Below are 11,838 nucleotides of genomic sequence, written 5' to 3'. Positions count from 1 at the left end.
CCGGCATGCATACGGCAATCATTAACCGAATTTCCGTGGATCGCCATGGCCGTTTCATCGTTACCGGCTCAGATGACAAGACCGCGCGGGTCTGGGATGCGGTGACAGGGAAGCTGCTGCAAGTCCTGCGCCCACCCCAGGCCGAGGGCAGCGAAGGCAAGATCTACGCCGTGGCCATCTCCCCGGACGGCACCATCGTGGCCGTGGGGGGCTGGACCCGATTTAAATGGGATCAAACGCATTCCATCTATCTTTTCGATCGCGGTGACGGCCGGATTCTGCAACGATTGACCGGCCTTCCCAATGTGATCGTTGATCTCCGTTTTTCGCCCGACGCAGTCGGCTGGCCGCGGCCTTGGGCGGTGCCAACGGCGTGCGGGTGTTCGACACCCGGAACTGGCGGCAAATCATGGCCGACAGCGATTATGGGGATGACAGCTATTCCGTCGATTTCGACCCTGCCGGCCGCCTGGTTGTCACCTGTCATGACGGCCTGGTGCGGCTGTACGACAGCCAATTCCAGCTTGTGGCCAAAACGGCCGTTCCGGGTGGAAAGAAGCCCTACACAGCCCGGTTTTCTCATGACGGTCGCCGGGTAGCCGTCGGTTTTGATGACACCACGGCCGTGGATGTTCTTTCGAGCCAAAACCTGACATGGCTATTTGCCGCGAACACCACGGGTGTAGACAACACCAATATCGGCATCGTCGCCTGGTCCCGGGACGGCAAATTCCTGTACGCCGGTGGTCGGTACAACGATGGCTCGGGCTGGAGCCCGATTCTGGCATGGCCGAACAGTGGCCGCGGCGCGCCCCGGCGCTTCCGAGCGGCCACCAACACCATCACGGGGCTTCAAGCCTCAATGGCGGCCGGCTGGCCTTTGGCGCGGCTGATCCGCTTTTCGGCGTACTCAATGCCGACGGCAGCAGACGCTTCTCCCGTCGTGGTGAGATTCTCGACCATCGGGGCAACCCGAACAAGCTGCGGCTTTCCAGCGACGGGTCGGTGGTAGCGTTTAGCTTCGATACGTTGACCAATGCAGGCAGATGGTCGCAGCAAATCGCCCGCTTCGACATGGTCAACGGCCAGCTGACCATGGGCGCACCCGATATCGACGACCTGCAAGCACCGGCAAACGGCAATGCGCCCGATACGAACTGGGAAAATACGGAAACCCCATGCGTACGCTGGCAGGCCTTAAAACTCAAAACCAATGAAACATCTCGATGCCTGGCCCTTGCCCCCTCGGGCTGGGGATTTGTTTTGGGCACCGATTGGTATGTGCGCTTCTACGATAATCCGGTAACGCCTCCCCGCTGGCAAGTTTTCGTTCCGTTCGCCAGGGCCATCAACATCACCGCCGACAGTCGCTACGTGGTGGCGGCCCTGGGCGACGGGACCCTGCGCTGGTATACCGTGGACAAGGGTCGCGAGGTGCTGGCCCTGTTCATCCATCCCGACGGCAAGCGCTGGATCGCCTGGACGCCCCAGGGGTTCTTCGATGCCTCCCCCGGCGGATCGGAACGCTTCGGCTACCACCTCAACCAAGGCGTGGACAAGGCCGGCGTATTCGTTACCGCCGAGCAGTTGACCGAGCAGTTTTATCGCCGCGATCTCATTGCCGGTCTGTTCAGTCCCGGCGGGGAAGCGGCCCTGAAAGCGGCTGCCAAGCAGTTGGGTGACGTACGGCAGGTCCTCAGCGGTGGTCTGCCGCCCAAACTGGAACTTCTCTCATCGGCAAGGAGCAATTCCACCGGCAAGTTTGTTTTCAAGGCACGCGTCATCGACCAGGGTGGCGGCGTGAACCGACTCATCTACCGCATCGACGGCGAGGAGATCCAGGGAAGGCCTGCGGATATCCCCGGCGCCGGTCCCGGAACGGTGGGACGCCGCTTCAGCCTGGCACCGGGACGGCGGGAGATTTCCCTGATCGCGACCAACACGAACGGCGTCGCCTCGGCACCCGTGACGGCGGTGGTCGATGTCGAGGCGCCCAGCACACGCCCGGCCCTTTTCGTCTTCGCCGTGGGGGTGACCCGTTACCGCGATCACAGTTTGACCCAGGGCGTGCAATACGCGGCCGCCGACGCCCAGGCCGTTGTCGACCAATTCCAGGCATGCAGCCAGGGCCTGTTTCACACGTCGGTGGTAAGGGTGTTATCGGATCATGCGGCCACCCGGGCCGCCATCGAGACGACCCTCACAGACATGGCTGCCATGGCCGGACCAGAGGATGTCTTCGTGGTCTACTTCGCCGGTCATGGAACGGCCATCGACGGCCAGTACCATTTTCTGCCCCAAGGCGTATCCTACACCAGCCTGGAGACGATGAACGAGCAGAGCCTTAACCAGCAGGATCTACGCACCTTGATGCAAAAAATTCCCAGCAACAAGACCCTTTTGCTGCTTGACACCTGCAGTTCGGGCGCCTTTGCCATGGGCCGCGGCATTGCCGAAAAAGACGCCATCATCCGCATGGGACGAATCAGTGGCCGGGCTATCCTGGCGGCTACGAAAAGCGATGAGGTGGCCTATGAGGAAAACGGCCATGGGGTCTTCACCCATGCCCTTATCGAGGGTTTGAAAAATGCCGACCGCGACGGGAACACCCTTATCGAGATTGGCGAACTGGCCGACTACATCGAGAAACTGGTGCCAGCCATTACCCTGAAAAAATATGGAATCAGACAATTCCCTGTTCGAAGCATCTCCGGGGCTTCTTTTCCCGTGGGCAGAAAACCGTGATCTTTATAAAGCGATTGTCAGACGCCGTCCCCGGCGCTTTCCGCTTCCTCGTCGGCATCGACCGCCTGCTTGACGGTCTCGTCCACGGCCCGGTAGATGGCCTTGAAGGTTTCGGGAAATCCCGTTGGTGAAATCCGCCCGGTCTCGATGAATTTGACCACGATCTCCTTGGTGGCCCGCAGGATCTGTTCATCCACGCTCGACTTTCTCATCAGCACCCGCCTTATTGGTTTGTATTGGTAAATATATTGAACTGTTAACAGGAAGCCAAACGGAAGTCAACCGCTCCCTGGCATCGCTGCCAACAGCATCTGAAACCACCGGTCACAACAGAACATTTGACACACCAAGCCCCTTCCATATAAAAAGCAGACCAAACCCATTGACGGGAGCCATCCATGAAATCCTATGATCATACCATTCGCTACACCGTGGACAAGCCCGAGGTGGTCACCACCGAGATGCTTGATCCCATTGAATACGCCTACCAGGGCAAACGGGACGTCGTCATCACCATTTCCCAGCCGGAATTCACCTCGGTCTGCCCCATGACCGGCCTGCCCGATTTCGGCACCATCAACATCCGCTATACGCCGGATCGCTTCATCATCGAACTCAAATCCCTGAAATACTACCTGCTGCAGTTCCGCAACGTCGGCATGTTTTACGAGCACGTTGCCAACCGCATTCTCGACGATCTGGTCAAGGTGCTCACGCCCAAGTTCATGGAAGTCACCGGCGAGTTCACCTCGCGGGGTGGCCTGACCACCGCCGTCTGCGCCCGTTATGAGGCCACCCCATGATCGCCGCACGGTTGGGTGGAAAATGGCTGAGCCTTCTGGCGTCCGTCCTGATGCTCGCAGGTTGCGGCATGGCAGCCGCCTACCGAACGGCGGACAAGGAAACCATCCGCGACTTTTCGGACAATGGCGGGTATCTGAAACGGGTCGGTGTCATGGCGCTTACCAACACCAGCATGTTCACCAGCGGCCAGGCCGCCACCCCCTTTGTGGAGGCCTTCATCGCCAGCATGGCCGAGAACGCGTCTGACGCCCAGTTCATCATACCGGGCAAGTCCGATGTGCCGTCTTATTTGATCAACCCGCCGCGCATGGCCAATGGCGAGATGGACGTGTACGCCCTATCTTCTGGCCCGGGAGGACGGGTACAATCTTTTGACCGGCCCCGTGATCATGGACATCCGTGTACGCAAATATGACACGGGATTCTGGATCTTCAAGGACGTCGCCTACAGCCTGCAGATTCAGACCGCCGCCGCCGTCTATGACACCGTCACCGGCGCGCGCCTGAGCATTGCCACCCGGAATGACGAGATTGAGATCGACGACCAACAGGCCGAGGCGATCGACCAGGGTCAGGAGGTGATGGTGGACGATCTGGCCGAAGCATGGGGGATTTGGGCGAGGAATTAGGCGAGCAGATGGGCGAGGTCATCGCGGATAGCCCCTGGCTGGCAACGGTGATTGCCGTGGACGATGGCCATTGCGTGATCCCGGCCGGCAGCCAGTCGGGTATCCAGGCTGGCGATCGCCTTGCCGTCTTGGATGGTAGCCAGACCCTGACCGGCCTGGGGGAACAGCGCTACATCGTCCCCGGACCAAAAATCGGCGAACTCCATATTCTCCAGGTAACGCCGCTGCAATCCTCCGGCGCGGTTGAAAGCGGCGATCTTCCGCCGGTGGGGAGTATTGTGGTCCCCGGATCCTAAAAGCTTTCCACTACTGCTGGCGCGTCAATGGACCGCGCATACCGCCGGATCAGCTCCATGGCCTCCGCCTGGCTGGCGATAAAGCGGATTGAAGACCGGAACTGGCTGGCATCGCGCATCCCCTTGACAAACCAGCACAACCGGCTGCGCATCATGCGGCTGGCCGTCTCTTCGCCCAGGTATCGTACCGAATCCTGCACATACGCCACCATCAAGGCTATGCGCTGGTCATCCGTGACCGGTGATGCCGCGCGGCCGTCGAGCGCGGCCAGGATCTGTCTGAAAATCATCGGATTGCCGATGGCCGCCCGGCCGACCATCACCCCGTCACAGCCGGTCTCCTTTAGCATGCGCAGGGCATCCGCTGCCGTATTGACGTCCCCGTTGCCGATCACCGGAATGGACAAAGCCTTTTTCACCGCGGCGATGATGCGCCAATCGGCATGCCCCGCGAATCCCTGGGTCGCCGTACGCGGATGCACCGCCACGGCGTCGACCCCGCCATCTTGGGCCAGACGGGCAATCGCCAGGGCCTGCGCGCCCGAAGCATCCCAGCCGGAACGGATTTTGATGGTCAACGGAATGGTGATCGCCCGACGGACGGCGGCGATGATCCGCTCCGCCAGGGAGGGATCCCGCATGAGTGCCGAACCCGAATGACTCTTCAGGATTTTCTTCACCGAACAGCCGAAATTGATATCGAGGATGTCGGCACCGGCGGCCTGAACGATGCGCGCCGCATCGGCCATGATCTCAGGATCGGCACCGAAGATCTGCACCGAGAGCGGTTTTTCGGCCGGCACGCTGTCCAACAGTTGAACGGTCTTGGCCGAATTATAGACCAGCCCGTTGGAGCTGATCATCTCGGAGCAGACCAGCCCGCAGCCGGCACGCTTGGCCAGCAGGCGCATGGGCAGGTTGGTGATTCCGGCCAGGGGCGCAAACACGGTCAGATTACCGGTATCGACATGGCCGATCTTCATGCAGGCCCTTTTCCGTCACCCGCCGGGTTGGCGTAGCAAAAAAGACAGTTGTGGTGGCAGGGATGCAAACGGTAGGACCCCACATCCACGGATTGGGTGCATCCGCAGCCGGCCGCCCGGCGCTGGCCGGCATCGGCGCGCAGGGAGACATGACCGCCATATAAGGTTACGATGCGCGGACCGGAAATGCAGGCGCCGGCCCGGATGGTTGTCGATAATGGCAGGTGCGCCAGGACATCCTTTTCACAGCACAGGTTCAGCTGAATGCCAAGCGGCAACAAAATTCGTTCCAGTTCCATCAGCAAACCACACTTTTCCGCCATGGTGGGATCGATAAAGGTCAGCCGCCCGCGCGTGCGTCGGCGGATCTTGGCATAGTGATCCATGAAGCTGGTCACACAGGTTCCGATGCCCGCCCCCCGGGCCGCCTCGGCGATGGTGCCGAAATCGGCCAGATTGGTCCGGATCTCACCCGTGGGCATGACATAATGGCAGATCGGATCGAAACGCCATTGAACCGCTTGCGGGCCGAAATGCCGGCAGAGCTGGCGCAGTTGATCGAGCCGCTGATCCAGAGGTGGCACAGCCGGCTCCAGCTCCGGGACCTGCGAATTGATCGTGAAATTGAACAACAGATGGTATCCCATGGTCTGAAGCCGCTCACCGTAGCCGCCTTGCAGGAACGGCCCGAAATTCTTGGACCAGAAAACCATGGCGTGGACCCGGTCGGGCGATACGGGCACCTGCCGGACCTGGCGGTTGAACGGGTTCTCCACGGCGATGGTTCCCCGGTCAACGCCCTGCATGAACCAGGGCATGTAGAAGGCGGGGATATCCGTTCGCCGCGAGACGGAGAGGACCTGTTTCAGTTCGTGTTCCATACTTGACGGATTCGTAAGAAGCCCGATATCGGCGCCTGCGCGTTTTCCATCGTTACCGATCGGCCTGGGCCCTCACCGCTTGAACTTATCCTTCAGGGAGATGACCGTGGCTTTGCCTGCTGGCTTTGGGGAGGACTCTTCCCCTGGCGCCTCGTCCTGTGGGTCATCCTTTTCCTCCGGCGTTTCCGGACAGACCACCAATTCCAGGCGCATGCGCTTGCCGTTCATGGTGAATTCATCACCCATGATGTACCGATCCCGCAGGATCCAGGTCACGACCTGGAGCGGCATCTGAAGCATCAGCAGTTTGACGTGGTACCAGTCGGGCTTGTTGTCGGGTAAAATCGATTCGATACGGGCAAAACTCAAGGGCTGATCCTCAAAGTAGATCAGCACGATATCCTGTTCCCTGGCCATAGCGCACTTATCCTTTTTTTCAGGTCAATCGAACGCTCATGTATAGGAGGGCCGGCCTTGGTCTGTCAACACGCGAACGATCGGGGCGGCCAAAAGCGTTGACCTGTAGAAGCATATACCCTAAAATCAGGTCCATCGATCGTCAACCCGTCCTGCCCCATGGAAGGAGATCCGCCGGTGACCCACTATCGCATCCACCCCATCGTCATGGGTACCAAGGTTTTCGACAAAGGCATGATGACCTACCAGTACGATTATGGCAAACCGTTTACCATACCGATTTACTGCTGGTACCTGGAAGGCGGGGAGAAAACCATCATCGTGGACACCGGAGAAATGAATCCGGTCCGCTCGGCGGATCGCGAACAGGCCATTGGCGGTCGGATTTACACCTTCGAGGAGGGACTGGATCGCGTCGGCCTGAAACCGGAAAAAATCGACATGGTGATCCATACCCACCTGCACAACGACCACTGCGAAAATGATTACAAGTGCACCAACGCCGAATTCGTGGTGCATGCCAGGGAAATGGAACGGATCCATGATCCCCATCCCCTGGATTTCCGTTACGTGGAAGATTATATCGAGGATGTGGAAGCCAACGGGCAGTTGCGGATCATCGACGATGACACGCAAATCGCGGACGGCATCCGGGTCGTGCATACCCCGGCGCATACCGAAGGAGGGCTGACGGTATTGGTGCAAACCGACGGCGGCACCGCCGCCATCACCGGATTCTGCGTGATCAACGACAATCTCAACCCGCCCAAGTCGATCCGCGCCATGGAGATGGAGGTGATCCCACCGGGCACCCATGTCAACGCCTACGAGGCTTACGACATCCTGGTCAAGGTCAAACAGATGGCCGATATTCTGCTGCCCCTGCATGAACCGGCCTTTGCCAACGGAAAACCGATTCCACGCTGAATGATTACTCATACGGATTAACCACGCCTTCTATTCGCGCATCCATCCAGTCAATCCTCAGGGTAATCGCCTTTGGATCGATTTCTATTTTCGCGGGCAAGGCCCGCTACAATTTCCTGTGATGTCAATATTTATCGTTGGTTGTTGTAGGAGCTGGCCTTGCCTGCGACCATTATTTTGTAGAATAGGTTCCAAATGCGCTTGCCCTGAGAAACACAGTTTTGGACTTGACACACGGTTTTGGCAAATGCTAAATGAATGAGTATTCATTCAGTTGTTTTTCAATTTCGCTTGCCCTGCCCGATCTCACGGAGATCCTGGTCAACACCCAACGTCCATCACTGTATCCAGAATCCAGCAGCGTGTCGGGAATCTTGGATGAGCCGGGCGGGGCCAAGCGAATTCAACATTCCGGACGCAGCAGGCGTCTATGCTTTCATGGGGGCGATCGCTTTTCAAGCAAGCTCTAAAGCGGTGGATATGAACTCAAGCAACGCTTATCTGCAGGAGGATACTATGATCAGAAAAATCAGGCAGGCGGCAGTCATCGGCAGCGGCGTGATGGGCGGTGGCATTGCCGCGCTTCTGGCCAGTGCCGGCGTGAAAACCTTGCTGCTGGACATCGTCCCCTTCGACCTCAAGGAGGAGGAAAAGAACGACCCGGCGGCTCGCAATCGGATCGCCAAGACCGGTCTGGACACGGTGATCATGACCCAGCCCGCACTGCTCATGCAGCCCAAGGATGTCGATCGCATCCGCATCGGCAACCTGGAGGACGATTTCGATAAACTGGCCGAATGCGACTGGATCGTCGAGGTGGTCGTCGAAAACCTGAAGATCAAGCAGGACCTGTTCAAACGCATCGAACCGGTCCGCAAGGCCGGTGCCATCGTCTCCTCCAATACCTCCGGCATTCCGCTGAAGCAAATGAGCGAGGGCCGGGGTGCGGCGTTCAAGCAAAATTTCCTCGGCACCCATTTCTTCAACCCGGTCCGTTACATGAAACTCTTGGAGATCATCCCCGGTGCGGAGACCCTGCCCGAGGTCCTGGCCTTCATGGCCGATTTCGGCGAGCGCATCCTGGGCAAGGGGATTGTCTGGGCCAAGGACACGCCCAATTTCGTCGGTAACCGCATCGGCGTTCAGGGCATGATCAAGGCCATGCAGTTGATGGTGGAGATGGGCGTCTCCATTCCCGAAGTCGATGCGCTCTTCGGGCCGGCCATGGGGCGTCCCAAGACGGCCATGTTCAAAACCGCCGATTTGGTCGGCCTGGACACCATGGCGCATGTGGCCAAGAACACCTATGACCTGGTCACCGAGGACGAATCCCGCGCCGATTTCATCGCCCCTGAATTCATCGGCAAGATGATCGCGGCCAAGATGCTGGGAAAGAAAACCAAAGTCGGCTTCTACAAAACCGACCTCACCCCGGAGTGAAGAAAATCCGCAAGGTGATCGATCCGGCGACCCTGACCCATGCCGAATACGGCAAACCCGACTTTGCCTGCCTGGCGACGGCCAAAAAGGCCAAAACCCTGCCGGAAAAAATCAAGGCGATTGTCTATGGCGAGGACAAGGGCGCTCAGTTTGCCTGGAAGGCGCTGGCCAGCAACCTGATCTACGCGGCCAACCGCATTCCCGAGATCGCCGATACGATTGTTGAAATCGACAACGCCATGCGCTGGGGATTCAATTTCGAAATGGGTCCCTTCGAGACCTGGGACGCCATCGGCGTGAAAACCGCCGTGGCCAAGATGGAAGCCGGCGGATTCAGCGTTCCCGAGAAGGTCAAGGCCATGCTGGCGGCCGGCAACGAAAGCTTCTACAAGCTGGAAAACGGCAAGCCCCTTTATTATGACTTTACGACCGGTGCCTACCAGCCGGTGAAGGTCAGCGCCAACATCATCTCCCTGGCCGGTCTCAAGGCCGATGGAAAAACCGTCAAGACCTGTCCGTCGGCGTCCCTGGTGGATCTGGGCGACGATGTCTTCTGCCTGGAGTTTCACACCAAGATGAACGCCATCAATGGCGAAATCGTCGATTTCATGGCCGAGGCCATGGACTATGTGGATGCCAATGGCCTCGGAATGGTAATCGGCAACCAGGCCGGCGGGATGCCCGGGGCCTTCTGCGCCGGCGGCGACCTGGCCTACATGGCCGGTCTGGCCAAGGCCGGTCAGTATGCCGAGATCGAGGCTTTCCTCAAGAAAGCCCAGCTGGGCATGCAGAAAGTACGTTATGCCAGCTTTCCCGTGGTGGCGGCGCCTATGGCCTGACCCTGGGGGGCGGCTGCGAGGTGTGCATCGGCGCGGCCGACAAAATCGTGGCTCACAGCGAACTCTATATGGGCCTGGTGGAAATCGGTGTCGGTCTGTTGCCCGGCGGCGGCGGTTGCCTGAACTTGTGGAAGAAAATGACCGCCGACATTCCCGAACCGGTCACCGACGTGGACCTGGCCAAGTTCTTCGTTCCCACCTTCATGGCCATTGGCATGGCCAAGATCTCCATGTCCGCCGCCGAGGCCCGCGCCAATGGTTTTCTCGGCCCCCGCGACCGTATCGTTTTCAACCGCGACTACCTGATCGGCGAGGCCAAGCAAGAAGTCCTCAGGATGGTCGCCGACGGCTACGCCCCGCCGGTCAAACGACCCATCCGGGTCTTTGGCGCGGCCGCCCAGGGCATGATCGATTCCGAATTGTACAACATGCGCTCGGCCAAATTCGTCAGCGAATACGATACCTTCCTGGCCCGACGGATCGCCTGGGTGATCAGTGGCGGTGATGTCCGCACCAACAGTATGGTCGACGAGGAGGTCATCCTCAACCTGGAGCGGGAAGCGTTTCTCGACTTCTGGAAGCAGGAGAAAACCGTGGCCCGGGTCGAGCATATGTTGACCACCGGCAAGCCGCTACGGAATTAACAAAGGAGGAATTTCCATGAGAGATGCCTATATCGTCACATCCGTCAGAACCCCCGGCTGCCGCAGGGTCAAGGGCGCCTTCAAAGATACCCGTCCGGATGACCTGCTCGCCTTCATTCTGCAGGCCGCCATGGAGAAAAACGGCAAGATCGAACCCAAAACCGTCGACGACATCATGATCGGCTGCTCCTTCCCCGAGGCCGAGCAGGGACTCAACATCGGCCGCATGGCCTCCCAGATCGCCGGTTTTCCCGTCAGCGTGTCCGGCGCCACGGTCAACCGCTTCTGCTCTTCCGGCCTGGAAGCCATCGCCCAGGCGGCCCTGCGGGTCATGGCCGGATGGTCGGAGATCACCATCGGCGGCGGCGTGGAATCCATGACCTTCGTACCCATGCCCGGCAACATGCCCCGTCCGCATCCCGAGTATTCCCGCCAACACGCGGACCTTTACGCCTCCATGGGTATCACGGCGGAAAACGTGGCCAACCGCTATGCGGTCTCCCGCGCCGACCAGGACGCCTTTGCCTATGAATCCCAAATGAAGGCGGCCAAGGCCCAGAAGGAGGGTCTTTTCAGCGAGATCGTGCCCACGCCGGCCTCCCGCTACGTCCTTCAGGAAAACGGCACCTATAAAAAAGAGACCTTCATCCAGGCCATCGATGACGGCGTACGGGCCGCCACCACCCTGGAGGGGCTGGCCAAACTGCCGCCGGTGTTTGCCCTGGGTGGATCGGTAACGGCGGGCAACTCGTCCCAAACCACCGATGGCGCCGCTGCCGCGATCATCGCCAGCGGCGAGGCGGTGAGGAAATACGGTCTCACGCCCATCGCCAAGCTGAAGATGTACACCACCATCGGCTGTGAACCGGATGAAATGGGTGTCGGCCCCCGCTATGCGATCCCCAAGCTGCTCGACCTGGCCGGCCTGAAGACCAGCGATATCGGCCTGTGGGAGATCAACGAGGCCTTCGCCTCCCAGGCGATCTACTGCATCCGGGAGTTGGGGCTGACCGACCGCATGGATACGATCAACGTTAACGGCGGCGCCATCGCCCTGGGACACCCCCTGGGCTGCACCGGCGCGAAATTATGCGCCACCTTGCTGGCCAGCATGCGGCGCAAGGGCGTCAAGTACGGTGTGGAGTCCATGTGCATCGGCGGCGGCATGGGCGCCGCGGCCCTCTTCGAGCTTTGTGATTAACACCCGCCCCCTTTCCAGACAAATCAAACAAC

11 protein-coding genes and 3 pseudogenes are annotated in these 11,838 nt (G+C 59.5%); 10 read left to right on the top strand and 4 right to left on the bottom strand.

The window, feature by feature from the left end:
- Positions 1-5 precede the first annotated feature (5 nt).
- The 3 genes and pseudogenes from JCM12296_RS50935 to JCM12296_RS27775 form a co-directional block, all read left to right on the top strand.
- Positions 6-182, top strand: a pseudogene (locus tag JCM12296_RS50935) (WD40 repeat domain-containing protein); the annotation flags it as partial.
- Positions 183-409: 227 nt separating this feature from the next.
- Positions 410-478: pseudogene (locus JCM12296_RS50930) on the top strand (hypothetical protein); the annotation flags it as partial.
- Positions 479-786: 308 nt separating this feature from the next.
- A complete protein-coding gene (locus tag JCM12296_RS27775; RefSeq protein WP_054699934.1) occupies positions 787-2,745 on the top strand; it encodes a caspase family protein in 1,959 nt (652 codons plus the stop codon).
- 17 nt (positions 2,746-2,762) lie between these two features.
- Here JCM12296_RS27775 and JCM12296_RS27770 read toward each other — a convergent pair whose 3' ends face one another.
- The gene (locus JCM12296_RS27770; RefSeq protein ID WP_054699931.1) at positions 2,763-2,957 is read right to left on the bottom strand and encodes a hypothetical protein; all 195 of its coding nucleotides are present in this window, start codon (positions 2,955-2,957) and stop codon (positions 2,763-2,765) included.
- A 186-nt stretch (positions 2,958-3,143) separates the two neighbouring features.
- Here JCM12296_RS27770 and queF point away from each other — a divergent pair, with 186 nt between their 5' ends.
- Genes queF through JCM12296_RS27750 form a run of 4 tightly spaced genes read left to right on the top strand, consistent with a single transcriptional unit; the run spans position 3,144 to position 4,474 of the window.
- Positions 3,144-3,548: a preQ(1) synthase gene (gene queF, locus JCM12296_RS27765; RefSeq protein ID WP_054699929.1), complete on the top strand. Its 405-nt coding sequence runs from the start codon at positions 3,144-3,146 to the stop codon at positions 3,546-3,548.
- Entirely contained in the window at positions 3,545-3,964 is a 420-nt protein-coding gene (locus JCM12296_RS27760; protein WP_054699927.1) for a hypothetical protein, read from the top strand. The genes queF and JCM12296_RS27760 overlap by 4 nt, the downstream gene beginning before the upstream one ends.
- Positions 3,939-4,178, top strand: a complete 240-nt coding sequence (locus JCM12296_RS27755) for a hypothetical protein (protein ID WP_054699925.1) — start codon at positions 3,939-3,941, stop codon at positions 4,176-4,178. The genes JCM12296_RS27760 and JCM12296_RS27755 overlap by 26 nt, the downstream gene beginning before the upstream one ends.
- Before the next feature lie 8 nt (positions 4,179-4,186).
- Positions 4,187-4,474, top strand: a complete 288-nt coding sequence (locus tag JCM12296_RS27750; RefSeq protein WP_157067948.1) for a hypothetical protein — start codon at positions 4,187-4,189, stop codon at positions 4,472-4,474.
- Here the strand turns inward: JCM12296_RS27750 and dusB are convergent.
- The 3 genes from dusB to JCM12296_RS27735 all read right to left on the bottom strand — a co-directional run bounded on the left by dusB (position 4,471) and on the right by JCM12296_RS27735 (position 6,755).
- Positions 4,471-5,457, bottom strand: coding sequence for a tRNA dihydrouridine synthase DusB (gene dusB, locus JCM12296_RS27745; protein ID WP_054699921.1), 987 nt, complete (start codon positions 5,455-5,457; stop codon positions 4,471-4,473). The genes JCM12296_RS27750 and dusB overlap by 4 nt on opposite strands.
- Entirely contained in the window at positions 5,454-6,338 is an 885-nt protein-coding gene (locus JCM12296_RS27740) for a DUF1848 domain-containing protein (protein WP_054699919.1), read from the bottom strand. The genes dusB and JCM12296_RS27740 overlap by 4 nt, the downstream gene beginning before the upstream one ends.
- A gap of 72 nt (positions 6,339-6,410) precedes the next feature.
- A complete protein-coding gene (locus JCM12296_RS27735) occupies positions 6,411-6,755 on the bottom strand; it encodes a hypothetical protein (RefSeq protein WP_054699917.1) in 345 nt (114 codons plus the stop codon).
- Positions 6,756-6,932: 177 nt separating this feature from the next.
- Here JCM12296_RS27735 and JCM12296_RS27730 point away from each other — a divergent pair, with 177 nt between their 5' ends.
- The 3 genes and pseudogenes from JCM12296_RS27730 to JCM12296_RS27715 all read left to right on the top strand — a co-directional run bounded on the left by JCM12296_RS27730 (position 6,933) and on the right by JCM12296_RS27715 (position 11,806).
- Positions 6,933-7,682, top strand: coding sequence for an N-acyl homoserine lactonase family protein (locus JCM12296_RS27730; protein WP_172684145.1), 750 nt, complete (start codon positions 6,933-6,935; stop codon positions 7,680-7,682).
- A gap of 516 nt (positions 7,683-8,198) precedes the next feature.
- A pseudogene (locus tag JCM12296_RS50925) lies at positions 8,199-10,605 on the top strand (3-hydroxyacyl-CoA dehydrogenase NAD-binding domain-containing protein).
- A 16-nt stretch (positions 10,606-10,621) separates the two neighbouring features.
- The gene (locus JCM12296_RS27715) at positions 10,622-11,806 is read left to right on the top strand and encodes a thiolase family protein (protein ID WP_054699910.1); all 1,185 of its coding nucleotides are present in this window, start codon (positions 10,622-10,624) and stop codon (positions 11,804-11,806) included.
- The last annotated feature ends 32 nt before the right edge of the window (positions 11,807-11,838 follow it).

Source organism: Desulfosarcina cetonica JCM 12296 (genome assembly GCF_001311845.1).
In the GTDB taxonomy this organism is placed as follows: domain Bacteria; phylum Desulfobacterota; class Desulfobacteria; order Desulfobacterales; family Desulfosarcinaceae; genus Desulfosarcina; species Desulfosarcina cetonica.
Note: the sequence above shows the minus strand (reverse complement) of the source record. Positions and strands in the feature narration are given on the sequence as shown.

Coding starts and splice junctions, on each gene's coding strand:
- JCM12296_RS27740 (WP_054699919.1), bottom strand. CDS start 6,338: ATGGAACACGAACTGAAACAGGTCCTCTCCGTCTCGCGGCGAACGGAT.
- JCM12296_RS27770 (WP_054699931.1), bottom strand. CDS start 2,957: ATGAGAAAGTCGAGCGTGGATGAACAGATCCTGCGGGCCACCAAGGAG.
- JCM12296_RS27735 (WP_054699917.1), bottom strand. CDS start 6,755: ATGGCCAGGGAACAGGATATCGTGCTGATCTACTTTGAGGATCAGCCC.
- JCM12296_RS27760 (WP_054699927.1), top strand. CDS start 3,545: ATGATCGCCGCACGGTTGGGTGGAAAATGGCTGAGCCTTCTGGCGTCC.
- JCM12296_RS27750 (WP_157067948.1), top strand. CDS start 4,187: ATGGGCGAGGTCATCGCGGATAGCCCCTGGCTGGCAACGGTGATTGCC.
- JCM12296_RS27755 (WP_054699925.1), top strand. CDS start 3,939: ATGGACATCCGTGTACGCAAATATGACACGGGATTCTGGATCTTCAAG.
- dusB (WP_054699921.1), bottom strand. CDS start 5,457: ATGAAGATCGGCCATGTCGATACCGGTAATCTGACCGTGTTTGCGCCC.
- JCM12296_RS27775 (WP_054699934.1), top strand. CDS start 787: ATGGCCGAACAGTGGCCGCGGCGCGCCCCGGCGCTTCCGAGCGGCCAC.
- JCM12296_RS27715 (WP_054699910.1), top strand. CDS start 10,622: ATGAGAGATGCCTATATCGTCACATCCGTCAGAACCCCCGGCTGCCGC.
- queF (WP_054699929.1), top strand. CDS start 3,144: ATGAAATCCTATGATCATACCATTCGCTACACCGTGGACAAGCCCGAG.